The organism is Mycobacterium sp. SMC-4 (genome assembly GCF_025263265.1).
GTDB lineage: Bacteria > Actinomycetota > Actinomycetes > Mycobacteriales > Mycobacteriaceae > Mycobacterium.
Map to the genome: position 1 here is coordinate 2,707,717 of NZ_CP079869.1, position 24,200 is coordinate 2,731,916.

Consider the following 24,200-nt stretch of genomic DNA (forward strand, 5'->3'; position numbering starts at 1 on the left):
TTCAGGCTGCCTTATCTGCGTTCGGCGGGCGTACCCCGGCCAGCGAAAACGTGGTGTGGATGAGCGACCCGACACGGTTGAGCAGCGATTTGTGCGGCGGGAAGTAGTGCATGGGCATATTCCGGCGGTCCCGTGGCGGTGCCATGAAGGACGGCGCTTCCACCAGCGGAGCGTCGACTGCAGTCTTGCCTTCCGTGCGCCGGTAGGCGGCCACGGCACGGGGATGCAGCCGGATCTCGTCGGGGACGGCGAGGAACGCGATCTCGACTGCCTTGCCGAACAGCCGCAGCAGAATCTCGTCGCCCGGCGTCCATCGCAAACCCGCCTTTTCGCGAACGGCCGCATCGAACACTCCCGCAGCGATCCACCGCTGAGCGTCGACCATGGGCTTGAACAACTGATCCCACAGCACGGTCGGCATCAGCACGAACCGGGGCTTGGGAATGCGGATCGAGAAAATGTCCAACGTGGCCTGGTTGATCTCCAGCTCCTCGCGGCACTTGCGGTCCCAGTACTCGCAGAAGCCCTCCCACGATTCAGGCACCGGACGCATACTCATCCCGTACATCCGGTACCACTGCACATGTTCGTCGAACAGCTGGCGCTTTTCGGCCTCGGTCAGCCCGCCGCAGAAGTACTCGGCGGTCTTGATGATCAGCATGAAGAACGTCGCGTGGGCCCAGTAGAACGTCTCGGGGTTAAGCGCGTGGTAACGGCGTCCGTGGGCGTCGGTGCCCTTGATGGTCTTGTGGTAGCCGCGGATCTGTGCGCCGGTCTGTGCGGCACGCTCGCCGTCGTAGACCACCCCCATGATCGGGTACACCGAACGGGCCACCCGTTGCAGCGGCTCACGCAACAGGATCGAGTGATCCTCGACACCGGCACCCAACTCCGGGTACATGTTCTGGATCGCCCCGATCCACACTCCGAGCATGCCGGTGCGGACATCGCCGAAGTACTTCCACGTCAGCGAATCCGGGCCGAGGGGATTGTCTCGCACCCCCCCAACGTACTGTTGACAACATTGGTTGTCTACGAGTCGGATCGTGTGTCGCGCAGGCGTTACGGACCCTCCATCCGGCCGGCATTTGGCCGTGACCTGCTGCTTTATCGGGTGTGTTGCGCTGGATTAGGCTGAGCGTCGTGGACGACGACCCGCCGGGTGAACAGACACGGGGCCCGGCATCCGGGCCGATCGACTGGTTGCGGATCGCCAACCAACACACCGGTGTCATCTCCCTGGTGCGGCGAGCCCGCAAGGCGTTGCCGGGAGATCCCGACTTCGGCGATCCGCTCTCGGTGGCCGGGGTCGGTGGCCCTCGCGCAGCAGCCCGGGCCGCCAGTCGCCTGCTCGACGGCAGCGCCGTGACCCGCGAGGTGAGCCTGGGGGCACTGCAGGTCTGGCAGGCGCTCACCGAACGCGTCTCGGGTCGGCCGGCCAACGCCGAGGTCACCCTCGTGTTCACCGACCTGGTGGGCTTCTCGGCGTGGTCGCTGACTGCCGGGGACGACGCCACACTGCGCCTGCTGCGGCGTATCTCCCAGGTGGTGGAGCCGCCGCTACTGGAATCGGGCGGTCACATCGTCAAGCGAATGGGTGACGGGCTGATGGCGGTATTCGCCGACCCGACGACGGCCGTGCGTGCGGTGCTGACCGCCCGCGAAGCAGTCAAGGTTCTCGAGGTCGACGACTACACACCGCGGATGCGGGTGGGAGTGCACACCGGCCGTCCGCAGCGTTTGGGCTCGGACTGGCTGGGTGTGGACGTGAACCTGGCGGCGCGCGTGATGGAGCGCGCCACCCGCGGCGAATTGGTGGTCTCGCAGGCGGCTCTGGAGCGGATCCCGCCCGAAGAGTTCGACACCCTGGGTGTGACGGCGCGCAAGCTGCGCAGACAACTGTTCGCTCCCAAGGCCGACGGTGTGCCGCCGGATTTCGCCATGTACCGGCTCAAACCTGCTGAGGCGCCCTAGGAGAAGCGCGCACTCGAAGGGCCTTCGGTGGCATCGCCTATGATCGCCGGGTGGCTGATCAGCCAGTAGACCTCTCAGACGATGCGCTGGCCGAAGCGGTCAGCGCAGCCGGGCGTGCGTTCGGTGCGGCCACCAGCCTCGACGAGCTTGCCCGGGCGAAGACCGAGCACCTCGGTGACCGCTCACCGGTCGCGCTGGCGCGACAGTCCCTGGGCGCGCTGCCCAAGGCCGACCGCGCCGACGCCGGCAAGCGTGTCAACGTCGCACGCGCCGATACGCAGCGTGCCTACGACGAACGGCTGGCCCAGCTGCGGGCCGAGCGCGACGCGGCCGTGCTGGTCGCCGAACGTATCGATGTCACCCTGCCCTCCACACGTCAGCCCATCGGTGCGCGGCACCCGATCACGATCCTGGGTGAGAACATCGCCGACACCTTCATCGCGATGGGCTGGGAGCTCGCCGAAGGTCCCGAGGTCGAGACCGAGCAATTCAACTTCGATGCGCTGAACTTTCCGCCCGACCATCCGGCGCGCAGTGAGCAGGACACCTTCCATGTGGCGCCGGACGGTTCCCGGCAGGTTCTGCGCACGCATACCTCTCCGGTGCAGATTCGCGCACTGCTGGAGCGCGAGCTGCCCGTCTACATCTTCTCGATCGGACGCACTTTCCGCACCGACGAACTCGACGCGACCCACACGCCGGTCTTTCATCAGGTCGAGGGTCTGGCCGTCGATCAGGGCCTGACGATGGCGCATCTGCGCGGAACGCTGGATGCGTTCGCCCGGGCCCAGTTCGGCCCGCAGGGGCGCACCCGCTTCCGGCCGCACTTCTTTCCGTTCACCGAGCCTTCTGCCGAGGTCGACATCTGGTTTCCGAACAAGAAGGGCGGACCGGGCTGGGTGGAGTGGGGCGGCTGCGGCATGGTCAATCCGAATGTGCTGCGCGCGTGCGGTATCGACCCCGACGTTTACTCCGGCTTCGCCTTCGGCATGGGATTGGAGCGCACCCTGCAGTTCCGCAACGGTATTCCGGACATGCGCGACATGGTCGAGGGAGACATCCGGTTCTCGCTGCCGTTCGGGGCGGGAGCCTGATGCGCCTCCCGTACAGCTGGCTGCGCGACGTGGTGTCGGTGGGCGCCCCCGGTTGGGACGTCACGCCCGAGGAGCTTGAGCAGACGTTCATCCGGATCGGACACGAAGTCGAGGAAATCATCCGACTCGGACCCGTCACCGGACCACTGGTGGTGGGCAGGGTCGTCGAGATTGACGAATTGACCGGCTTCAAGAAGCCCGTCCGCGCGGTCAAGGTCGACGTCGGTGAAAGTCATCCGCGCGACATCGTCTGCGGTGCAACTAATTTCGCGGTCGACGACCTGGTCGTGGTCGCCCTTCCCGGCGCCGTGCTGCCCGGCGACTTCGCCATCGCCACCCGCACCACCTATGGGCGCACCTCCGACGGGATGATCTGCTCGGCTTCGGAGCTCAACCTCGGCTCCGATCACACCGGGATTCTGGTGCTGCCGGCGGGTACCGCCGAACCCGGCGCGCCCGCGGCCGACGTGCTCGGGCTCGACGATGTGGTCTTCGACCTCGCGATCACCCCGGACCGGGGCTATTGCCTGTCGGTGCGTGGGATGGCCCGTGAGGTCGCCAACGCCTACGGCGTCGACTACGTCGACCCCGCCTTCGACCCGGCGCGAGTCACGCCGCTGCCGGCCGAGGGGGAAGCGCTGCCGGTGACCATCGACGCCGGCACCGGCGTGCTGCGCTTCGGTCTGCGACCGGTCACCGGGATCGATCCAAGCGCGGTGTCGCCGTGGTGGGTTCAGCGTCGGCTTCTGCTCAGTGGCATCCGGGCCATCTCGCCGGCGGTCGACGTGACGAACTACGTGATGCTCGAACTGGGTCATCCGATGCACGCCCATGATCGATCGCTGATATCGGGCGGGTTCCGGGTCCGGTTCGCCGAAATGGGGGAGAAGGTCGTCACACTCGATGACGTCGAACGCACACTGGATGCCGCCGACGTGCTGATCGTCGACGACGTCGCCACCGCGGCAATCGGCGGCGTCATGGGGGCGGGGACCACCGAGGTGCGTGACAGCACCACCGACGTCCTGCTCGAGGCCGCGGTGTGGGACCCCGCCGCCGTGTCCCGCACCCAGCGACGCCTACGGCTCTACAGTGAGGCAGGACGGCGCTACGAGCGCACCGTCGATCCGGCGGTGTCGGTGGCCGCACTGGACCGCTGCGCAGCGCTGCTGGCTGAGATCGCCGGTGGCACAGTCGAACCGACACTGACCGACTGGCGGGGCGAGCCGCCGCGCAGCAACTGGTCGCCCCCGGCGGTCACCATCGCAGCCGACCTGCCCGACCGGACCGCCGGGGTTGTTTATCCCGCCGGCACCACCGAGCAGCGGCTGCGCCAGATCGGCTCCGAGGTGACCGTTGACGGCGATCAGGTCTCCGTCGTGCCGCCCAGCTGGCGCCCTGATCTGCGCCAACCCGCGGATCTGGTCGAAGAGGTGATGCGCCTGGAGGGCCTCGACGTAATCCCGTCGGTGTTGCCGGCCGCTCCTGCCGGACGGGGCTTGACAGCCGTCCAGAAGCGCCGCCGGGCGATCGGTAAGTCGTTGGCGCTCAGCGGGTTCGTCGAGGTGCTGCCCACGCCGTTCCTGCCTGCCGGGGTCTTCGAGCAGTGGGGGTTGCCGGCTGACGATGTCCGCCGCAACACCACCCACGTCCTCAACCCGCTCGAGGCCGACCGCCCCCAACTGGCCACCACGTTGTTGCCGGGCCTGTTCGAGGCACTGTCGCGCAACGTCTCCCGCGGATCGGTCGACGTGGCTTTGTTCGCCATCGCCCAGGTGGTCGAGCCCACCAGCGAGACTCGTGCGGTCGAGCGCATCCCCAACGACCGGCGGCCCACCGAGGATGAAATCGCGATGCTCGACGCGTCGCTGCCGCACCAGCCTCAGCACGTCGCGGCGGTGCTGGCCGGCTTGCGCGAGCTTGCCGGACCGTGGGGTCCGGGTCGTCGCGTCGAGCCCGCCGATGCCTTCGAGGCTGTCCGGGTCGTCGGCCGCGCTGCCGGCGTGGACTTCGTATTCCGAGCTGCCGAGTATCTGCCGTGGCATCCGGGGCGCTGCGCGGAGTTGCTGATCGGCGAGCAGGTGGTCGGCCATGCGGGGCAGTTGCACCCGGCGGTGGTCGAACGGTCGGGCCTGCCAAAGGGTACTTGCGCGATCGAGATCGACCTCGACGCCGTGCCGATCACCGAGCGGTTACCGGCGCCGGGCGTGTCGCCGTTCCCTGCGGTGTTCCAGGATGTCGCCCTGATCGTCGAGGGCAGCGTGGCGGCGCAAAGCGTGATCGACACGGTCCGCGACGGGGCCGGCCCGTTGTTGGAGGACGTGCGACTGTTCGACGTCTACACCGGCCCGCAGATCGGTGAACACCGCAAGTCACTGGCATTGGCGCTGCGGTTCCGGGCCCCCGACCGGACCCTGACCGAAGACGAGGCCAGCGCCATGCGCGACGCTGCGGTCGAGGCGGCGGCCCGCCGGCACGGAGCCGTCCAGCGCAAGTAATGGGTTTGCATGCTTATGCATAACCATGCAGAATGTTGGCCATGACCTCCGTCGCCGTCGCCGGTGCCAGCGGGTACGCCGGTGGCGAGATCCTCCGCCTGCTCCTCGGCCACCCGGCTTACACCGAGGGTCGGCTGACCATCGGTGCGCTGACCGCTGCGGCCAGCGCCGGATCGGTTCTGGGTGAGCACCATCCGCACCTGTGGCCGCTGGCTGATCGCGTGCTCGAACCTACCGAGATCGGTGCCCTGGCCGGTCATGACGTCGTGTTCCTCGGGTTGCCGCACGGGCATTCCGGCCCGCTGGCCGAACAGCTCGGTCCCGACACGCTGGTCATCGACTGCGGCGCCGACTTTCGGCTCACCGATGCCCAGGTGTGGCAGCGCTTCTACGGCTCTGACCACGCGGGCAGCTGGCCCTACGGACTGCCTGAACTGCCCGGCGGACGGGACCGACTGCGCAACACCAAGCGCGTCGCCGTGCCCGGCTGCTACCCGACCGCGGCGCTGCTGGCACTGTGGCCGGCGTTGGCCGAAGGGTTGATCGAGCCGGCGGTCTCCGTCGTAGCGGTCAGCGGCACCTCCGGAGCGGGCCGATCCGCGAAGGTCGATCTGCTGGGGGCTGAGGTGATCGGTTCGGCCCGGGCCTACAACATTGGTGGTAAGCACCGCCACACCCCCGAGATCGCTCAGGGTTTGACCGCGGTGTCCGGCGCGCCGGTCAGCGTGTCCTTCACCCCGGTCCTCATCCCGACGTCGCGGGGCATCCTGGCAACCTGCACCGCGCGGACCACCAGTTCGCTGTCCCAGCTGCGGGCCGCATACGAAAAAGCCTATGGTGGCGAGCCGTTCGTGCGTCTGCTCGCCGACGGGCAGCTGCCCAGGACCGGTTCGGTGATCGGCAGCAATGCCGCACACCTGGCGGTGGCGCTGGATGAGGACGCTCAGACCTTCGTCGCCATCGCCGCCATCGACAACCTGGTCAAAGGCACGGGCGGAGCTGCCGTGCAGTCGATGAACCTCGCGCTCGGATGGCCGGAGACGGCCGGGTTGTCGACGGTCGGAGTCGCGCCGTGACGCGTCTGCTGCGCACCCAGGGGGTCACTGCTCCCGCAGGTTTCCGGGCGACCGGGATCGCTGCCGGCATCAAGGCCTCCGGTGCCGCCGATCTTGCCCTGGTCTTCAACGAAGGTCCCGACTACGCCGCGGCCGGGGTGTTCACCCGCAACAAGGTCAAGGCGGCCCCGGTGCTGTGGTCCCAGCAAGTCTTGACCACCGGCAGGTTGCGCGCGGTGATCCTCAACTCCGGTGGGGCCAACGCCTGCACCGGGCCCGGGGGGTTCCAGGACACCCACGCCACCGCCGAAGCGGTGGCCTCGGCGCTGTCGGACTGGGGTACCGAAACCGGTGCGATCGAAGTGGCGGTCTGCTCGACCGGCTTGATCGGCGACCGTCTGCCCATGGAGAAGGTTCTGGCCGGGGTCCGCGAGATCGTGCACGAGATGGCCGGTGGGCTGACCGGAGGTGAGGAAGCCGCCCGTGCCATCATGACCACCGACACCGTGCCCAAACAGGTTGCGCTGCACCATCCGGACAAGTGGACGGTGGGCGGTATGGCCAAGGGCGCCGGGATGTTGGCTCCCTCGCTGGCGACAATGCTGTGTGTCATCACCACCGACGCCGTCGCCGGTCCTGACGCGTTGCGCGCGGCGCTGGACCGGGCTGTGGCGCAGACTTTCGACCGGCTCGATGTCGACGGCAGCTGCTCGACCAACGATACCGTGCTGGTGCTGAGTTCGGGAGCCAGCGAGATTGCGCCCAGTCAGCACGAGCTCGACTCCGCGATGTTGGCGGTCTGCGACGACCTGTGCGCGCAACTGCAAGCCGACGCCGAGGGTGTCACCAAGCGCATTGCGGTGACCGTCACCGGCGCCGTCACCGAGGCCGACGCCGTGGTGGCGGCGCGGCTTATCGCCCGCGACAGCCTGGTCAAGACGGCACTGTTCGGCTCCGACCCGAACTGGGGGCGGGTGCTCGCCGCGGTGGGTATGGCCCCCGTCGAGATGGATGCCGACCGGATCGCCGTGTCGTTCAATGGATTTCCGGTGTGCGTCGACAGCGTTGGCACGCCCGGCGCCCGCGAGGTCGACCTGTCCGGCGAGGACATCGCGGTCACCGTGGACCTTGCCGTCGGATCGGCCGCGGCGACGATCCGCACCACCGACCTGTCACACGCCTACGTCGAAGAGAACTCGGCTTACAGTTCATGACCTTGCAGACCCCGGATAAAGCCAACGTGCTGGCCGAAGCGCTGCCCTGGCTCAAGGCGCTGCACGGCAGGATCGTCGTGATCAAGTACGGCGGCAACGCGATGACCGACGCCATGCTCAAGTCCGCGTTCGCCGACGACATGGTGTTCCTGCGAAACTGCGGCATTCAGCCCGTCGTGGTCCATGGCGGCGGCCCGCAGATCAGCGCGATGCTCAAGAAGCTGGGCATCGCCGGCGATTTCAAGGGGGGATTTCGCGTCACCACGCCCGAAGTTCTCGATGTGGCCCGCATGGTGCTCTTCGGTCAGGTCGGCCGGGAACTGGTTAACCTGATCAACGCTCACGGCCCGTACGCGGTCGGGATCACCGGTGAGGACGCGCAACTATTCACCGCGCAGCGGCGTTCGGTGCTCGTCGAAGGTGTACCCACCGACATCGGGCTGGTCGGCGACGTCGCGCAGGTCAACACCGACGCAGTGGTCGACCTCATCCGGGCAGGACGCATCCCGGTGGTCTCGACGATCGCGCCCGACGTCGACGGCGTGGTACACAACATCAACGCCGACACCGCCGCGGCCGCGCTGGCCGAGGCGCTGGGCGCCGAGAAGCTGTTGATGCTCACCGATGTCGAGGGCCTCTACACCAACTGGCCGGATCGCAGCACGCTGGTCAGTGAGATCGACGCAGCGGCTTTGACACAGCTGCTGCCGACGCTGGAAGCCGGTATGGTGCCCAAGATCGAAGCATGTCTGCGGGCCATCAACGGCGGTGTGCCGAGCGCCCACGTCATCGACGGCCGGGTTGCGCACTGCGTGCTGGTCGAACTGCTCACCGACGAAGGTACCGGCACCAAGGTGGTGGGGAATTGAGCGACGAATCGACGCTTCTGCACCGCTGGTCGGCGGTCATGATGAACAACTACGGCACCCCGCCGGTGGCGTTGGCCAGTGGGCACGGCGCCACCGTCACCGACGTCGAGGGCACCACCTACCTCGACTTGCTGGGCGGTATCGCGGTCAACGTGCTGGGGCATTGTCACCCCGCGGTGACCGAGGCGGTGCACCGGCAGATGAGCACTCTGGGCCATACGTCCAACCTGTATGCCACCGAGCCGGGCATCGCATTGGCCGAAGCGCTGGTAGGGCATCTCGGTGCGCCGGCGCGGGTGTTCTTCTGCAATTCCGGGACCGAGGCCAACGAGGTGGCCTTCAAGATCAGCCGTCTGACCGGCAGAACGAAACTCGTTGCCGCCCAAGGCGGCTTTCACGGTCGCACGATGGGGTCCCTGGCGCTGACGGGTCAGCCGACCAAGCGGGCGCCGTTCGAGCCGCTGCCCGGATACGTCACCTTCGTGCCCTACGGCGACGCCGAAGCGCTGTCCGCTGCCGTCGATTCCGAGACCGCCGCGGTGTTCCTCGAGCCGATCATGGGGGAGAGCGGAGTCGTCGTCCCGCCGCCGGGCTACCTGGTCGCCGCCCGCGAGATCACCGCGAAGCACGGTGCGCTACTGGTGCTCGACGAAGTGCAGACCGGGGTGGGGCGCACCGGCGCCTTCTACGCCCACCAGCACGACGGCATCACCCCTGATGTGGTGACGTTGGCCAAAGGGCTCGGCGGTGGACTGCCGATCGGTGCGTGCCTGGCCGTGGGGGACACCGCCGAGTTGCTCACCCCCGGCCTGCACGGCAGCACGTTCGGCGGCAACCCGGTGTGCACCGCGGCCGCGCTGGCCGTCCTGGGTGTCCTGGCCGACGACGGCCTGATCGAGCGCGCCGACATCCTCGGCAAGACGTTGGCCGACGGCATCGAAGCGCTCGCGCATCCGCTGGTCGACCATGTGCGTGGTCGCGGACTGCTGCGCGGCGTGGTGCTGAACGTCGACGCGGCCAAGCAGGCCGAGGCAGCCGCTCGACAGGCCGGCTTCCTGGTCAACGCCGCCGCGGCGAACATCGTGCGGCTGGCCCCACCGTTGGTGATCACCGAAGCTCAGGTCGACACTTTCGTATCCGCACTTCCCGCCATCCTGGACCAGGCGGATGCAGAGATGAGGACCTCATGATCCGGCACTTCCTGCGCGACGACGACCTCTCGCCCGACGAACAGGCGGAGGTGCTGGCCCTGGCAGCACAGCTCAAGCAGCATCCGTTCAGCCGTCGGCCGCTCGAGGGCCCACGTGGTGTCGCGGTGATCTTCGAGAAGAACTCGACCCGCACCCGATTCTCGTTCGAGATGGGCATCGCCGCACTCGGCGGGCACGCCGTCGTGGTCGACGGCCGCAGCACCCAACTCGGCCGCGAGGAAACCCTGGAGGACACCGGGGCGGTCCTGTCCCGTTACGTCGATGCCATCGTGTGGCGCACCTTCGCCCAGGAGCGCTTGACCGCGATGGCCTCCGGTTCGACCGTTCCGATCGTCAACGCGCTGTCCGACGAATTCCACCCGTGCCAGGTGCTCGCCGACCTGCAGACCCTGGCCGAGCGTAAGGGCGCACTGGGTGGGTTGCGGCTCAGCTACTTCGGTGACGGCGCCAACAACATGGCGCATTCGCTGATGCTGGGCGGAGTGACCGCCGGAGTCAACGTCACCATCGCCGCCCCGCGGGGTTTCGAGCCGCACCCGATGTTCGTCGCCGCAGCTGAGACCCGGGCCCACCAGACCGGGGCAACGGTGACCGTCACCGATGATGCGCGCAGCGCGGCAGACGGCGCCGATGTGCTGGTGACCGACACCTGGACCTCGATGGGTCAGGAGAACGACGGCCTGGATCGGGTCCGGCCGTTCCGGCCCTTCCAGCTCAATGCCGACCTGTTGGCCCGTGCTGACTCCGAAGCCGTTGTGCTGCATTGCCTTCCGGCGCACCGTGGACACGAGATCACCGATGAGGTCATCGACGGTCCGCAGAGTGCGGTCTGGGATGAGGCCGAGAACCGGCTGCACGCCCAGAAAGCCCTGCTGGTGTGGCTGCTGGAGAACCGATGACCGCCTCTGCCACCCGGGCAGGGCGGCAGGCCAGGATCGTGGCACTGTTGTCGGAGCGCTCGGTGCGCAGCCAAAGCGAGCTGGCAGCGCTGTTGGCCGACGAAGGTATCGAGGTGACCCAGGCGACGTTGTCGCGTGACCTCGAGGAACTCGGTGCGGTCAAATTACGCGGCGCCGACGGCGGCGTCGGGGTCTACATCGTCCCCGAGGACGGCAGCCCGGTGCGCGGCGTCAGCGGCGGCACCGATCGGGTGACCCGACTGCTCGGCGACCTCCTGGTGTCGACCGACGCCAGTGGCAACCTGGCGGTGTTGCGCACTCCTCCCGGAGCCGCGCACTACCTGGCCAGCGCCCTCGACCGGGCGGCGCTGCCGTACGTGGTCGGAACCATCGCCGGCGACGACACCATCCTCGTCATCGCGCGCGAACCGATGACCGGCGCGGAACTGGCCGCCACGGTCGAAGATCTTTCCCGAAGCCTCAAGTAACACGTAGTAGAAGGAGTTCCCTATGTCCGAGCGCGTCATCCTGGCGTATTCCGGCGGTCTGGACACCTCGGTGGCGATCAGCTGGATCGGCAAGGAGACCGGTCGCGAGGTGGTCGCCGTGGCCATCGACCTCGGACAGGGCGGTGAGGACATGGAGGTGGTGCGGCAGCGGGCGCTGGACTGCGGCGCCGTCGAAGCTGTCGTCGTCGACGCCCGGGACGAGTTCGCCGAGCAGTACTGCCTGCCCGCGATCCAGTCCAACGCGCTCTATATGGACCGATACCCGCTGGTGTCGGCTCTGAGCCGGCCGCTGATCGTCAAGCACCTCGTCGATGCGGCCCGCGAGCACGGTGGCGGCATCGTTGCTCACGGTTGCACCGGCAAAGGCAACGACCAGGTCCGCTTCGAGGTCGGATTCGCTTCCCTGGCACCCGATCTCGAGGTCCTTGCGCCCGTGCGCGACTATGCGTGGACCCGCGAGAAGGCGATTGCCTTCGCCGAGGAGAACGCCATCCCGATCAATGTCACCAAACGCTCGCCGTTCTCGATCGACCAGAACGTCTGGGGCCGCGCGGTCGAGACCGGGTTTCTCGAGCACCTGTGGAATGCCCCGACCAAAGACGTCTACGACTACACCGAGGACCCCACCGTGAACTGGAGCAGTCCCGACGAGGTGGTCATCGGTTTCGACAAGGGCGTGCCGGTGTCGGTGGACGGGCGCGCGGTATCGGTGCTGCAGGCCATCGAGGTGCTCAACCAACGCGCCGGAGCCCAGGGTGTGGGGCGCCTCGATGTCGTCGAGGACCGGCTGGTGGGCATCAAGAGCCGGGAGATCTACGAAGCCCCAGGGGCGATGGTGCTCATCACCGCACACACCGAGCTCGAACACGTCACTCTGGAGCGTGAACTCGGCCGGTTCAAGCGCACGACCGACCAGAAGTGGGGTGAGCTGGTCTATGACGGGCTGTGGTTCTCCCCGCTGAAGTCGGCGTTGGAGTCGTTTGTCGCCCATACCCAGCAGCACGTCACCGGCGAGATCCGGCTGGTGCTGCACGGCGGCCACATCGCGGTGAACGGCCGTCGGAGCGCGGAGTCGCTCTACGACTTCAACCTGGCGACCTACGACGAGGGCGACACCTTCGACCAGTCCGCGGCGCGGGGTTTCGTCCAGATCCATGGCTTGTCGTCGAGCATCTCGGCGCGCCGCGACCTGGGCATCGGGTGAACACCACCAACGAGGGGTCGCTGTGGGGTGGGCGGTTCACCGACGGACCGGCGCAACCGCTGGCGGCGCTGAGCAAGAGTACCCACTTCGACTGGGCGCTGGCGCCTTACGACATCGTCGCCTCCAAAGCCCATGCCCGGGTATTGTTTTCGGCCGGCTTGCTCACCGCAGAGCAGCGCGACGAACTGCTGGCCGGGCTGGACAATCTGGCCGGCGATGTCGCGGACGGCAGTTTCGGTCCGCTCGTCTCCGACGAGGACGTCCACGGGGCGCTGGAACGAGGACTGATCGACCGGGTCGGGGCCGACCTGGGCGGCCGGCTGCGGGCCGGGCGATCCCGCAACGATCAGGTCGCAACCTTGTTCCGCTTGTGGCTGCGCGACGCGATCCGCCGGGTCGCAGATGGCGTCCTGGAGGTGGTGTCGGCACTGGCCACCCAGGCTGCCGCCCATCCGACCGCCATCATGCCGGGTAAGACGCACCTGCAGTCGGCACAGCCCATCCTGCTGGCCCACCACCTGCTCGCCCATGCGCATCCGTTGTTGCGCGATGTCGACCGGCTTGTTGATGCCGACATACGGGCTGCGGTCTCGCCCTATGGTTCGGGTGCCTTGGCCGGTTCCTCGCTGGGACTGGATCCGGACGCGATCGCCGCTGAACTCGGCTTCAGCGCTGCAGCTGACAATTCCATCGACGCAACCGCGGCCCGGGATTTCGCTGCCGAAGCGGCGTTCGTGTTCACGATGATCGCGGTGGACCTTTCTCGGCTCGCCGAGGACATCATCTTGTGGAGCACCACCGAGTTCGGCTACGTGACATTGCACGACGCATGGTCGACCGGCAGCTCGATCATGCCGCAGAAGAAGAACCCCGATATCGCCGAATTGGCGCGCGGCAAGTCGGGCCGGCTGATCGGCAATCTGACCGGGCTGCTGGCCACGCTGAAGGCGCAACCGTTGGCCTACAACCGCGATCTACAGGAGGACAAGGAGCCGGTCTTCGACTCGGTCGCTCAGCTCGAATTGTTGCTGCCGGCGATGGCGGGGCTGGTCGCGACGTTGCGCTTCGACGTCGACCGAATGGCCGAACTGGCGCCGCTGGGCTACACGTTGGCCACTGACGTCGCCGAATGGCTGGTGCGGCGCGGCGTCCCCTTCCGCGTCGCACACGAAGCGGCCGGTGCCGCGGTGCGAGCCGCGGAGGCCCGCGGCGTCGGTTTGGAGGACCTTGCCGATGCCGAACTGTCCGACCTGCACCCAGAACTGACCCCGCAGGTCCGCGAGGTGTTGACCACCGAAGGATCGGTCAACTCGCGCGACGCCCGCGGCGGCACTGCACCGGTGCAGGTGGCCAGACAACTAGGTGCGGTACGACAGGCCGCCGACGCGTTGCGATTGCGCCTGCGCCGCTAGCATCGTCTGCGTGATGGCCGCCCAGCCGGAGCAGCAACTGCCCGCCGCCAGTCCGGGCAGTCACCTACGACGCTGGCTGGCTGAGCGCGGTCCGCGCCGGTCGTGGACAACGGTGCTGGCGGTGATCCTCGCTGTGGCAGCGTTGTTCGGTGGCCTCGACCGAGTCGAGACCGGGGCTACGTCTTTCGCGGTGGGGCAGCCGTTCGACGACGGCCAATACACCGTCACCGTGCACCGCGCCCGTCTGGTCACCGAACTGAGCAGCTCAGGTTTCTCGCTCGCACCGGAGAAACCGGGCCGACGCTATCTCGGTGTGGTTCTCACACTGCGAAACGACGGTACTGCTCCCGGACGCCTCGACCGGGCGCTGGACCTGTCGGGGGTCGACAACGCCGAGTTTGTCGGGGTCGCGCGCATGACCGACGGATCGCGCGCCATCACGCTGGGGCCGGGGCTGGAAGAGGAGCTCGCCTACGTCTGGGAACTGCCAGAGGGTGAACTGGTACCCGGAGACGCGGTCACCGTGCGGGTCTGGAGGAAATCTCTGCGCGAGGGCATGGTCATCTACGGCGAGCACTACATCGACAGCGACACCGAATACGGGTACGTCGTGCTCGAGGTCGCGGGCCCCCGATGACGACACAACCACGCTGTCGCGCCGTGTGGCGGACGACGGCCACTGGGGCGGTCATCATCGCCGCCGCGGCGCTCTGGCACAACCTGCCCGCCCCGTCGGATGTGTACCGGCCCTTCGACGTCGGCGCCACGCTCGGCGAGCAGGTCAGTGGCAGGGTGTTCGATCTCACGGTGACCGGGGTCCGAGTCGGTCGGCAGGCACAGTCACCGCGTCGCCCGCCGATCCCGGCACTGGGCGAGTGGGTGCTCGTCGACGCCGAACTGCGCGCCACCTCCGAGTTCGTGCTGCCCCGAGCCGAACTACTGGTCGGCCCCAACACCTATGCGCCGTCGGACCGCTTTCAATTCGTCCAGCTCGGTGCTGAACTCGCCCCGCTGATCACCCAGCACGGGTCGTGGGCGTTCGACGTCGCGCCCGACCAGCTCACCTCGTCATCCCTGCTGACATTGCGCGTGTGGAGTGGCGACAGCCGGTTCGACTCACGAAGCGTCGTGAAGATCCCGCTGCGCGATGCGGTGCGGGAGACTGCGCCGCTCACGGTGCAGCCGGCACGGGAGAGCGCATGATGCGGCCGCTGAGGTTGTGGCAACGTAACCTGATCGGGACAGTCGTGATAATCGTCGCGCTGGCCGTGGTGATCACCACCGACCTCGTTCCGAAGTGGTCGCACTACCGATCCACGATGGCGCCCGCGGCAGTGGTTCCGGCTCGGCAGAGCCTCACCGTCGAAGGACAGAGCTGGTCGATCGCCGAGGTCAGACACCTTGGGCAGCGCGTCAAGCCGCTCGGCACCACGCTACCGGCGGGCACCGTGGTCACGGCGGTGACGGTGCGTCGCGACGGACCCGTCACCGCCGACCCGGCCTGCGTCGGGGTCCTCACCGACGGTCACCATCGCTGGCGTGGCCAACCGCTGTCCCGGTACAACATCAAGCCCGCCGGCGACGCCCCGCTCTCGTGCGCCCAACCCGGGCCGCTGCAGTGGGCCTTCCTGATTCCCGAGGACGTGGTGCCGACCGCTGTCGATGTCACGACGCTGGACGGCTCGATAGCGATCCGGTTGCAGCTGTAGCCGACGGAACACGATGCAGGCAGTAACCCAGCGTCACTGCGATCAGGCAGATCCGCAGCGGCTCGATGATCAGATGCGTCAGAAGTTCCCACGCCGGGATGCCGGCATACCAGAACTGTTGGGACTGCGGTCCGATCAGCCACGCCATGGCACGCAGCAGATACCCCGATCCGAGCTGGGCTCGGTAGAAACTGCCCGACATGTCCAGCCAGGCCAGCCCGAGGTAGGCCAGGACATACAGCGACAACGCGAAAACCCCACCGTGCAACAGGATTCGACCGGAGTCCACGATCGGCTTGAACTTGCCCAGCTGTGACTCGAAGTAGGCTCCGGCATCACTGCGCCATTTCTCCGGCAGGCGCTGCCAGCGCGAGCGCACATGCTGATGGGTCTGCGCGTGGCGTGACATCAGCGCACGTGCCCGCTGGCCGGCGACTCGCTCGAGGAACGCGCGCCAGTCCGGACTCGCCGAGATTCCGTAGACGATTCCGGCGACGGCCAGCCAGATCAGCGGCACTGCCGCACCCCCGAACACCGTGCGCACCGCCCACAGCACTGAATCCCACGCTGTCTCCAGCAACGCGAAGTGGGCAAATGCCGCTTCCCGGGTTTCGTTGAACCACACCACTATCCGTCGTTGGGCAAGCCAGCCGCCAGGATTGAGCACGACGGTCAAACCCTGGTTGACCGACAGCGTCAATACCAGGAACACCCACAGCGCATCGACGTAGATGCGGATGGCGACGAACCATCCCGGTAGTTTCTCGGCGTAACGCGACAGTGCGAAACGTGCCGCCAGCGCGAGGACGATGACCACCCAGGTGGTTGCGCTGACCGGTAGGGCTTCGGGGTGCAGTTCGGTGGGTCCGGGTGCGGTGATCGAGTCGGCGATCCGGTAGCCCAGGGCCCGGACTTCGAAGGCCAGCCAGTCCTCACGGAACATCTGCCATGCGAGATAGATCGCGAAGAACGGCAGGATGACCGAGGCGAACAGGTCCACTCCGCGCACCGAACGGCGAGGCAGCTCGGCGATTCCGGGGATTGCGGGCCGCAGCACGAAGAACATCGCGACGTAGGAGCCCAGCCGGGCGATACCTGCCAGCGGCATGATCAGCGACGCCCAGAGATCGTTGTCATAGCCGGCCCACGCGGCGAGCTCGATGGCGCCGTTGCGGCCCAGCACGCCGAGCAGGTAGCACGCGGCCAGCTGCGGCCAGTAGCGCAGGCAGATGGTGAACGGCTGCCACAGCCAGTTCATTGACCGTCCTCGGCCAGCGCCAACCAGGTCTCCTCGAGCGTGTTCTTTTTGGCCAGCAGCTCGGTGAGTTCGGCGTTGAGCTCGCCGGCGCGCACGTGGTCGGCCGCTGCCTGTGCCATCGACTCGTGCAGCGCGGCGATACGGTCGTCCAGCTTGCCCAGTTGACTCTCGATGCGCGACAACTCCTTGCCGGTGCGTCGATCCCGAGCGGCTGCGGTCTCTGCCCGCGGCTGATTGCCAGACGCCTGCGGCTTCTCGGCGGCGGCCCGCGCAGCCAGGTACTGCTCGACGCCGCCGGGCAGCAGATCGCAGCGGCCCCCGCCGGTCAACGCGTAGGTGACGTCGCTGACCCGCTCCAGGAAGTACCGGTCGTGACTGACCACGATCAGGGTGCCGGGCCAGCCGTCGAGGTAGTCCTCGATCACCGTCAACGTGTCAATGTCGAGGTCGTTGGTGGGTTCGTCGAGCAGCAGCACGTTGGGCTCGTCGAGCAGCAGGCGCAGGAACTGCAGTCGGCGGCGCTCCCCACCGGACAACTCGGAGACGCGGGTGGTCAACTTGTCGCCGACGAATCCGAAATCCTTCAGCAGGGTGTCTGCGCTGATCTCCCTACCGCCGGCCAGTTCGGTGATCCGTCGCCGGTCCTCCACGGCGTCGAGCACACGCTGAGACTCGTCGAGTTCTCTCACAGCTTGGCTGAGATAGCCGATGCGCAGTGTCACTCCGCGTTTGACCCGGCCCGACGCGGGATTCAGATCGCCGAGCAGCAGACGCAGCACCGAGGTCTTGCCGGTTCCGTTGACTCCGACCAGTCCGATCCGGTCGCCAGGCCCGATGGACCAGTCGACACCGTCGAGCACCACCCGGGCAGGCTCACCGACCTCCAGTCGCACCCGATGCAGATCGAAGACGTCTTTGCCCAAACGCGTCGTCGCGAACTTCTGCAGGACAAGGGAATCGCGGGCAGGGGGTTCGTCGGCGATCAGGTCGTTGGCAGCTTGGATGCGGAACTTGGGTTTGGACGTCCGAGCCGGCGGGCCGCGCCGCAACCATGCCAACTCCTTGCGCATCAGGTTCTTGCGGCGCGCCTCGATGCCGGCCGCCATCCGCATGCGCTCCGCGCGCGCCAGTACGTAGGCTGCATAGCCCCCGTCATAGGAGTCGACTGTTCCGTCGTGCACCTCCCAGGTTTTGGTGCACACCGCGTCGAGAAACCAGCGGTCGTGGCTGACGATGACCACAGCGCGGGCTGGGCGAGTGCTCAATTGCTCGGCCAGCCAGCCGATCACCTCCACATCGAGGTGGTTGGTCGGTTCGTCGAGTATCACCACGTCATGCGGGGCGATCAGCACCTCGGCCAACGCGACGCGACGACGTTCGCCGCCTGACAACGTGGCCACCGACGCATCCAGATCCACCCCCGCGAGCAGATGCTCGACCACCGACCGGGTGTGGGTGTCGGCGGCCCATACGTGATCGGCGCGCCCGTCGACGATCACCGACCGCACCGTGGCGCCGGACTCGAAGTCGTCGGCCTGGCGTAGGTAACCGACGGACAGGCCGGAGGTATGTGTCACCCGCCCCGAATCGGGTTCCTGAGTTCCGGTCAGCACCTTCAACAGAGTCGACTTGCCGTCGCCGTTGCGACCGACCACACCGATCGCATCGCCCTCCTCAACCCCGAGACTGACGCCGTCGAGCAACGCACGGGTGCCGTAGGCGACCGTTACCCGTTCGGTGTTGATCAGGTTTGCCATCAGCGCCCGATGATAGGCGGCGCCTGTGCCATGATGTCGACGGCAGGTGAGGTGAGGACGGCTACAGGGGAGCGCAGGTTGGTGGACCTCTCGGCGATTACCGGGCCGGTGGGCCGATTGGTGGCCACCGCGCAGAATGGCCTGGAGGTGCTGCGCTACGGCGGACTGGAGACCGGTGCCGTCCCGTCACCGTTCCAGATCATCGAGAGCGTCCCGATGTACCGGCTGCGGCGCTACTTTCCGCCCGACACCCGGCCCGGCGCCAAGCCCGCCGGACCTCCGGTGTTGATGGTGCATCCGATGATGATGTCTGCCGACATGTGGGACGTCACCCGTGAAGACGGTGCGGTCGGCATCCTGCACCGAGCCGGAGTTGATCCGTGGGTGATCGACTTCGGGTCGCCGGACAAGATCGAAGGCGGCATGCAACGCACGCTTGCCGACCACATCGTGGCGCTCAGCGAAGCCATCGACACGGTCAAGACCGTCACGGGCCGCGACATCCACCTGGCCGGATACTCACAGGGCGGCATGTTCGCCTACCAGACTGCGGCGTATCGCCGGACCAAGGACATCGCCAGCATCGTCGCGTTCGGCTCACCGGTCGACACGCTGGCTGCGCTGCCGATGAATCTGCCCGCCAGCCTGGCCCCGGCAGCAGCCGACTTCATGGCCGATCACGTGTTCAGCCGCATCGACATCCCCGGCTGGCTGGCCCGGACCGGCTTCCAGATGCTCGACCCGATCAAAACTGCGCAGTCACGGATCGAATTCCTGCGTCAACTTCACGACCGGGAGGCACTGTTACCGCGCGAGCAGCAGCGCAAATTCCTGGCGTCGGAGGGTTGGATCGCGTGGTCGGGTCCGGCGATCTCCGAACTACTCAAACAATTCATCGCCCACAACCGAATGATGTCCGGCGGGTTCGCAATCCACGGTGACCTGGTCACGCTCTCTGACATCGACTGCCCGGTACTGGCCGTGATCGGTGAGGTCGACGACATCGGACAGCCCGCCTCGGTGCGCGGCATCAAACGCGCCGCGCCAAAGGCCGACGTCTACGAATTCTTGATCCGGGCAGGGCATTTCGGTCTGGTCGTCGGTTCGAAGGCGTCAACCCAGACCTGGCCCGCGGTGGCCGACTGGGTGCGCTGGCTCGACGGTGGGGAATCGATGCCCGACGGTGTGGCACCGATGCCGTTGCAGCCGCCGGCAACCACCGAGAGTGGGGTGTCGCTGACCTCCCGGCTGGCCCACAGCACCGCAGCCGCCACCGAGATGGCGTTCAGCCTCGCCCGGTCGGCAGCTGATGCGTTGGTGTCGGCGAACCGCTCGGCGCGCACCCTGGCCGTCGAAACCGCTCGGACCTTGCCGCGCTTGGCGCGTCTCGGACAGGTCAATGACCACACCCGAATCTCACTGGGTCGCATCATGAGTGAGCAGGCACGCGACTACCCGCAAGGGGAGGCGTTGCTGTTCGACGGCCGGGTGCACACCTACGAGGCGGTCGATCGCCGGATCAACAACGTGGTGCGTGGACTCATCGAGGTCGGGGTCCGTCAGGGTGCCCGGGTCGGCGTATTGATGGAGACCCGGCCGAGCGCACTGGTCGCGATCGCCGCGCTGTCACGCCTGGGCGCGGTCGCGGCGTTGCTGCCTCCCGATGCCGACCTGGCCACCGCGGTGCAACTCTCCGCTGTCACCGAGATCATCGCCGACCCCAGCAGTCTGGACACCGCTCGAAAACTCAACACGCGGGTGCTGGTCCTCGGTGGCGGCGAGTCCCGCGACCTCCATGTTCCGGCCGACGCCGATGTCGTCGACATGGAGCGGATCGACCCCGACCGGGTCGAGCTGCCCGGCTGGTACCGGCCCAATCCCGGTCTGGCGCGCGACCTGGCCTTCGTGGCGTTCAGCACGGTCAGCGGGGAGCTGGTGGCCCGCCAGATCACCAATTACCGGTGGGCGCTGTCGGCGTTCGGCACCGCGTCGGCGGCCAACCTCAGCCGTAGCGACACCGTGTACTGCCTGACTCCGCTGCACCACCAGTCCGGCCTGTTGGTCAGCCTAGGCGGGGCGGTGGTGGGCGGCGCGCGCATCGCGTTGTCGCGGGAACTGCGCCCGGACCGCTTCGTTCAAGAGATCCGCCAGTACGGCGTGACCGTCGTCTCGTACACCTGGGCGATGCTGCGTGAGGTCATCGACGACCCGGCGTTCTCACTGACCGGTAACCACCCGGTGCGGCTGTTTATCGGCTCGGGGATGCCGGCGGGGCTGTGGAAGCGCGTCGTCGAGGTGTTCGAACCCGCCAACGTCGTCGAGTTCTTCGCGACCACGGACGGGCAGGCCGTGCTGGCCAACGTCAAGGGCGCCAAGATCGGCAGCAAAGGAAGGCCGCTGCCGGGCGGCGGTGAGATCGCGCTGGCGGCCTACGACCCTGAAGAAGATCTGATTCTGGAGGACGAGCAAGGGTTCGTGCGCCGAGCCGACACCAACGAGATCGGCGTGCTGCTAGCCCGTCCGCGCGGCCCCGTCGACCCGCTGGCCTCGATCAAGCGCGGCGTCTTCGCGCCGGCTGACACCTGGGTGTCCACCGAATACCTGTTTCGTCGTGACGAGGACGGAGACTATTGGCTGGTCGACAACCGCGCCGCGGTCATCCACACCGCGCGCGGGCCGGTGTTCGCCGCGACGGTCAATGACGCCGTCGGGCGGCTCGGCGCCGTCGACATGGCGGTCACCTACGGCGTGGATGTCGACGGCGAGACGAAGGCGGTGACCGCGCTGGCGGTGTGTCCGGGCGGCAGTGTCCCGTCGGCGGACCTCAGTGAAGCGCTGAACGGGCTGCCCGTCGGCGAAGCGCCTGACCTGGTGCACGTGGTCTCGGATATGACGTTGACCGCCACCTACCGACCACTGGCCGGGCCCCTGCAGCGGCAGGGCATCCCGAAGCCCTCTCGTAACGCCTGGTATCGCGACCCCGATAGCACTCGGTACAAGCGCTTGACAGGAGCTGCTCGCAATGGGATCGCCGGCAATCAGTCGTGATGCCGGTGCCAGGGCGCGCTGTTAGGCTCGCGCTGTTCGACGAGGAGGGTTGATGTCATCTCAGAGCAGGCGTCGCACTGCGGCGGTCGCGGTGGCCGCAGCAGCGCTTGCGGGGGTTCTGGCGGCACCCGCCGCGTGGGCCCAGCCGGCCCAGCCTCCGCAGCCGGCCCAACCGACCCAGACCGCCGCGGCGGGTCAGCAGCAGGACACTCCGCGCCGGGTCAACCCCGACCAGGTGTTGATGACCATCTCGCAGGAGTATCAGAGCGGTGCCGGTGGTGGCCAGGTCTCCAAGCTGATCGACCAGGCCATGACGCTGCGGATGCGTGGATTCCGGCCGTCGATGGCCAATGCCCAGGCGCTGGCCGACGCGCTGGAGCGCCGTCCCAACCAGACCCCGCTGATCGAGGCACTCCGGGCCACGGTGGCCTACCAGCGCAAGTTGATGGCGCAGAGCGCCAACGCGCCGGCCCAGCAGCCGGGTCCGCAAGGTCCGATCGGACCACAGTCACCCGGTGCGCCCCCGCAGCCGGCATGGGTCCCGGACAATCCGATGCAGGGCTCGCAGATCTTCCCGATGCCGGGCCGCAGTTGAGCGGCGCCGCGCTCGACGAGAAGCTGCTGGCAATTTTGGTGTGCCCGCAGGACCGTGGTCCGCTGCTGTTTGTCGACGACTGCTTGTACAACCCTCGGCTGCACCGCAGATACCGCATCGAGGACGACATCCCGGTCCTGCTGGTCGACGAGGCTGTTGCGGTGGACGACAACGAGCATCGCCGGCTGATCGCCGCCGCCGAAGGACAGTCCTGACTGGAGTGGTCGAGGAGTCCCTGCGTGTCATCCCCGACGGCACGGCCGATGTGACTGTGCCGGCGTCGATCGACGGCCTGAGCTACATCGACCCGGACGATCCGGCGATGCCGATGTACCGGGTCATCGCCAACAACCGTCAACCGGTCGCGTTGCGCGATCTGATGATTGCGCCGGTCCGGTCAGGCTATATCGGCGACGGCCGACAACCCGATCCGGCGTTGGTGCCGCCCAGCGGCGCCGAGGCCGTACCCGACGTCGACATAGACCAGGTGTACCTGCCGGTCCGCGACGGCGTGGCCCGCTGCCAGCTTTACCGGCCCGCCGGCTCGGCGCAACGGCCACTACCGGTGATCGTGTACTACCACGGCGGCGGATTCACCGTCGGCTCGTCGGAGGACTGCGATTTCCTGGCCCGCAAACTGGCCATCAGCAACGACGCGCTGGTCGTGTCGGCCAACTATCGCTGCGCACCCGAGTTCACCTTCCCGGTGCCCTTCGACGATGCCTTCGACGTCTACGCCTGGGTGGCGACCCACGGTGGCGACATCGGTGCGGACACCGCACGGGTGGTCGTCGCAGGAGACTCTGCCGGCTCCAACTTCGCCGCCGCGCTGCCGTTGCGTGCCCGCGACGAGGGTGTGCGGATCCCCGATGCAGTGGTCATGCTAGGTGCGTTCGCCGATTTCCACTTCGAACGGTGGCCCTCGTTCCTCGAGCTCGCACCGCGCGGCATCGTCTACGACATGGCCTTCGCCGGCTTCATCCGAGGCGCGTACGTCGGTGCCACGCCGTGGGATCACCCGTGGGTCAGTCCCATCGAGGGGCAGTTGGACGGGTACCCACCGGCCGTGGTCATCGCGGGCACCCACGATCCGATCGTCGATTCGGCCAGGGCATTCGCCGACCGCATCCGCCAGGCGGGCGGCCGGGCTGTCGGCTACTTCCCTGAAGGCATGCCGCACGGGTTCTATTTCTTCCCGGGAATCCATCCCGAAGAAGACGTCGCCTACCGCGTCGTCGCCGAGACCCTGGCCGGCGTGCTCAGGGGCTGAGGTGTCTGCCGAGGAACTCGCGGTCGACCCATTGACCGCAGCGCGGCTGCTGCTGGGGTCGAACCTGATCGGTCGCCAGGTCGACGCCGTCATCGTCGAGGTCGAAGCCTATGGCGGCCCGGCCGACGGCCCATGGCCGGATGCCGCAGCGCACTCGTTCGGCGGACCCGGACTGCGTAACGCCGTGATGTTCGGTCCGCCCGGACGGCTCTATGCCTATCGCAGCCACGGAATCCATGTCTGTGCCAACGTGGCGTGCGGGAGCGACGGGGTGGCCGCAGCGGTGCTGCTGCGTGCCGCGGTCGTCCACCGGGGCGTCGAGGTTGCCAGCCGCCGGCGCGGTGAACAGGTCAAGCCCGCTGCGCTGGCGCGGGGCCCCGGGAACCTCTGCTCGGCACTCGGCATCACGATGGAGGACAACGGGGTTGACCTCTTCGATCCGAGCTCGCCGGTTCGGCTGTCGCTCAATACGCTGCGGGTCGGTGACACCGGGCCCCGGGTCGGGGTGAGCAAGGCCGCCGACCGGCCGTGGCGGATGTGGCTGCCCGGCCACCCCGAGGTGTCGGCCTACCGGCGCAGTCCACGGGCACCGGGTCCGGGGCTCAGCGACTGATGCGGAAAGAT

General features: G+C 67.6%; 22 protein-coding genes. 19 read left to right on the top strand and 3 right to left on the bottom strand.

Annotated elements, in window-relative coordinates:
• Nucleotide 1 precedes the first annotated feature (1 nt).
• Nucleotides 2–1,000: an oxygenase MpaB family protein gene (locus tag KXD98_RS13110; protein ID WP_260764832.1), complete on the bottom strand. Its 999-nt coding sequence runs from the start codon at nt 998–1,000 to the stop codon at nt 2–4.
• Between the two features lie 143 nt (nt 1,001–1,143).
• Between KXD98_RS13110 and KXD98_RS13115 the strand changes: the two genes are divergently transcribed.
• From KXD98_RS13115 to KXD98_RS13180, 14 genes are read left to right on the top strand one after another with little or no spacing between them, the layout of a single operon-like run.
• Nucleotides 1,144–1,974, top strand: coding sequence for an adenylate/guanylate cyclase domain-containing protein (locus KXD98_RS13115; protein ID WP_313901282.1), 831 nt, complete (start codon nt 1,144–1,146; stop codon nt 1,972–1,974).
• A gap of 50 nt (nt 1,975–2,024) precedes the next feature.
• Nucleotides 2,025–3,068, top strand: a complete 1,044-nt coding sequence (gene pheS / locus KXD98_RS13120; RefSeq protein ID WP_260764833.1) for a phenylalanine--tRNA ligase subunit alpha — start codon at nt 2,025–2,027, stop codon at nt 3,066–3,068.
• Nucleotides 3,068–5,566, top strand: coding sequence for a phenylalanine--tRNA ligase subunit beta (gene pheT, locus KXD98_RS13125; protein WP_260764834.1), 2,499 nt, complete (start codon nt 3,068–3,070; stop codon nt 5,564–5,566). The genes pheS and pheT overlap by 1 nt, the downstream gene beginning before the upstream one ends.
• 32 nt (nt 5,567–5,598) lie before the next feature.
• Nucleotides 5,599–6,642: an N-acetyl-gamma-glutamyl-phosphate reductase gene (argC, locus tag KXD98_RS13130; RefSeq protein ID WP_396883045.1), complete on the top strand. Its 1,044-nt coding sequence runs from the start codon at nt 5,599–5,601 to the stop codon at nt 6,640–6,642.
• Complete coding sequence (gene argJ / locus KXD98_RS13135) at nt 6,597–7,835, top strand: bifunctional glutamate N-acetyltransferase/amino-acid acetyltransferase ArgJ (protein WP_260764836.1); 1,239 nt, start codon at nt 6,597–6,599, stop codon at nt 7,833–7,835. Before argC ends, argJ begins: the two co-directional genes overlap by 46 nt.
• Nucleotides 7,832–8,704 carry an acetylglutamate kinase gene (gene argB, locus KXD98_RS13140; RefSeq protein ID WP_260764837.1) on the top strand — a complete coding sequence of 291 codons (873 nt, stop codon included), beginning with the start codon at nt 7,832–7,834 and terminating at the stop codon, nt 8,702–8,704. Before argJ ends, argB begins: the two co-directional genes overlap by 4 nt.
• A gap of 38 nt (nt 8,705–8,742) precedes the next feature.
• The gene (locus tag KXD98_RS13145; RefSeq protein ID WP_260765178.1) at nt 8,743–9,894 is read left to right on the top strand and encodes an acetylornithine transaminase; all 1,152 of its coding nucleotides are present in this window, start codon (nt 8,743–8,745) and stop codon (nt 9,892–9,894) included.
• Complete coding sequence (argF, locus tag KXD98_RS13150) at nt 9,891–10,814, top strand: ornithine carbamoyltransferase (protein WP_260764839.1); 924 nt, start codon at nt 9,891–9,893, stop codon at nt 10,812–10,814. Before KXD98_RS13145 ends, argF begins: the two co-directional genes overlap by 4 nt.
• Complete coding sequence (locus tag KXD98_RS13155; protein ID WP_260764841.1) at nt 10,811–11,302, top strand: arginine repressor; 492 nt, start codon at nt 10,811–10,813, stop codon at nt 11,300–11,302. The genes argF and KXD98_RS13155 overlap by 4 nt, the downstream gene beginning before the upstream one ends.
• Nucleotides 11,303–11,324: 22 nt before the next feature.
• Nucleotides 11,325–12,527, top strand: a complete 1,203-nt coding sequence (locus KXD98_RS13160; protein ID WP_260764842.1) for an argininosuccinate synthase — start codon at nt 11,325–11,327, stop codon at nt 12,525–12,527.
• Entirely contained in the window at nt 12,524–13,939 is a 1,416-nt protein-coding gene (argH, locus tag KXD98_RS13165) for an argininosuccinate lyase (protein ID WP_260764844.1), read from the top strand. Before KXD98_RS13160 ends, argH begins: the two co-directional genes overlap by 4 nt.
• Nucleotides 13,940–13,952: 13 nt before the next feature.
• The gene (locus KXD98_RS13170; protein ID WP_260765179.1) at nt 13,953–14,576 is read left to right on the top strand and encodes a DUF4352 domain-containing protein; all 624 of its coding nucleotides are present in this window, start codon (nt 13,953–13,955) and stop codon (nt 14,574–14,576) included.
• Nucleotides 14,577–14,599: 23 nt separating this feature from the next.
• On the top strand, nt 14,600–15,142 hold the full coding sequence (locus KXD98_RS13175) for a hypothetical protein (RefSeq protein ID WP_260764845.1): 543 nt from the start codon (nt 14,600–14,602) through the stop codon (nt 15,140–15,142).
• On the top strand, nt 15,139–15,648 hold the full coding sequence (locus KXD98_RS13180; protein WP_260764847.1) for a hypothetical protein: 510 nt from the start codon (nt 15,139–15,141) through the stop codon (nt 15,646–15,648). Before KXD98_RS13175 ends, KXD98_RS13180 begins: the two co-directional genes overlap by 4 nt.
• Here KXD98_RS13180 and KXD98_RS13185 read toward each other — a convergent pair.
• Together KXD98_RS13185 and KXD98_RS13190 are read right to left on the bottom strand one after the other, a co-directional pair.
• Nucleotides 15,605–16,906 (bottom strand): hypothetical protein, encoded by a 1,302-nt coding sequence (locus tag KXD98_RS13185; protein ID WP_260764849.1) that lies wholly within the window; start codon nt 16,904–16,906, stop codon nt 15,605–15,607. The genes KXD98_RS13180 and KXD98_RS13185 overlap by 44 nt on opposite strands.
• Nucleotides 16,903–18,663, bottom strand: coding sequence for an ABC-F family ATP-binding cassette domain-containing protein (locus KXD98_RS13190; RefSeq protein WP_260764850.1), 1,761 nt, complete (start codon nt 18,661–18,663; stop codon nt 16,903–16,905). Before KXD98_RS13190 ends, KXD98_RS13185 begins: the two co-directional genes overlap by 4 nt.
• A gap of 33 nt (nt 18,664–18,696) precedes the next feature.
• Here KXD98_RS13190 and KXD98_RS13195 point away from each other — a divergent pair, with 33 nt between their 5' ends.
• From KXD98_RS13195 to KXD98_RS13215, 5 genes are read left to right on the top strand one after another with little or no spacing between them, the layout of a single operon-like run.
• Entirely contained in the window at nt 18,697–21,711 is a 3,015-nt protein-coding gene (locus KXD98_RS13195) for an acyl-CoA synthetase (RefSeq protein WP_396883192.1), read from the top strand.
• 52 nt (nt 21,712–21,763) lie between these two features.
• Nucleotides 21,764–22,306, top strand: coding sequence for a hypothetical protein (locus KXD98_RS13200; RefSeq protein ID WP_260764852.1), 543 nt, complete (start codon nt 21,764–21,766; stop codon nt 22,304–22,306).
• Entirely contained in the window at nt 22,303–22,521 is a 219-nt protein-coding gene (locus KXD98_RS13205; protein WP_260764853.1) for a Trm112 family protein, read from the top strand. The genes KXD98_RS13200 and KXD98_RS13205 overlap by 4 nt, the downstream gene beginning before the upstream one ends.
• 5 nt (nt 22,522–22,526) lie before the next feature.
• The gene (locus KXD98_RS13210; protein WP_260764855.1) at nt 22,527–23,576 is read left to right on the top strand and encodes an alpha/beta hydrolase; all 1,050 of its coding nucleotides are present in this window, start codon (nt 22,527–22,529) and stop codon (nt 23,574–23,576) included.
• A 1-nt stretch (nt 23,577) separates the two neighbouring features.
• A complete protein-coding gene (locus KXD98_RS13215; protein WP_260764857.1) occupies nt 23,578–24,189 on the top strand; it encodes a DNA-3-methyladenine glycosylase in 612 nt (203 codons plus the stop codon).
• The last annotated feature ends 11 nt before the right edge of the window (nt 24,190–24,200 follow it).

Excerpts from the sequence above, each read along its gene's own strand:
- argC (WP_396883045.1), top strand. The coding sequence starts at position 5,599 with ATGTTGGCCATGACCTCCGTCGCCGTCGCCGGTGCCAGCGGGTACGCC.
- KXD98_RS13160 (WP_260764842.1), top strand. The coding sequence starts at position 11,325 with ATGTCCGAGCGCGTCATCCTGGCGTATTCCGGCGGTCTGGACACCTCG.
- KXD98_RS13145 (WP_260765178.1), top strand. The coding sequence starts at position 8,743 with ATGATGAACAACTACGGCACCCCGCCGGTGGCGTTGGCCAGTGGGCAC.
- pheT (WP_260764834.1), top strand. The coding sequence starts at position 3,068 with ATGCGCCTCCCGTACAGCTGGCTGCGCGACGTGGTGTCGGTGGGCGCC.
- KXD98_RS13195 (WP_396883192.1), top strand. The coding sequence starts at position 18,697 with ATGTCGACGGCAGGTGAGGTGAGGACGGCTACAGGGGAGCGCAGGTTG.
- argB (WP_260764837.1), top strand. The coding sequence starts at position 7,832 with ATGACCTTGCAGACCCCGGATAAAGCCAACGTGCTGGCCGAAGCGCTG.
- KXD98_RS13200 (WP_260764852.1), top strand. The coding sequence starts at position 21,764 with ATGTCATCTCAGAGCAGGCGTCGCACTGCGGCGGTCGCGGTGGCCGCA.
- argF (WP_260764839.1), top strand. The coding sequence starts at position 9,891 with ATGATCCGGCACTTCCTGCGCGACGACGACCTCTCGCCCGACGAACAG.
- KXD98_RS13180 (WP_260764847.1), top strand. The coding sequence starts at position 15,139 with ATGATGCGGCCGCTGAGGTTGTGGCAACGTAACCTGATCGGGACAGTC.
- argJ (WP_260764836.1), top strand. The coding sequence starts at position 6,597 with ATGGCCGGAGACGGCCGGGTTGTCGACGGTCGGAGTCGCGCCGTGACG.
- KXD98_RS13190 (WP_260764850.1), bottom strand. The coding sequence starts at position 18,663 with ATGGCAAACCTGATCAACACCGAACGGGTAACGGTCGCCTACGGCACC.
- KXD98_RS13170 (WP_260765179.1), top strand. The coding sequence starts at position 13,953 with ATGGCCGCCCAGCCGGAGCAGCAACTGCCCGCCGCCAGTCCGGGCAGT.
- KXD98_RS13155 (WP_260764841.1), top strand. The coding sequence starts at position 10,811 with ATGACCGCCTCTGCCACCCGGGCAGGGCGGCAGGCCAGGATCGTGGCA.
- KXD98_RS13185 (WP_260764849.1), bottom strand. The coding sequence starts at position 16,906 with ATGAACTGGCTGTGGCAGCCGTTCACCATCTGCCTGCGCTACTGGCCG.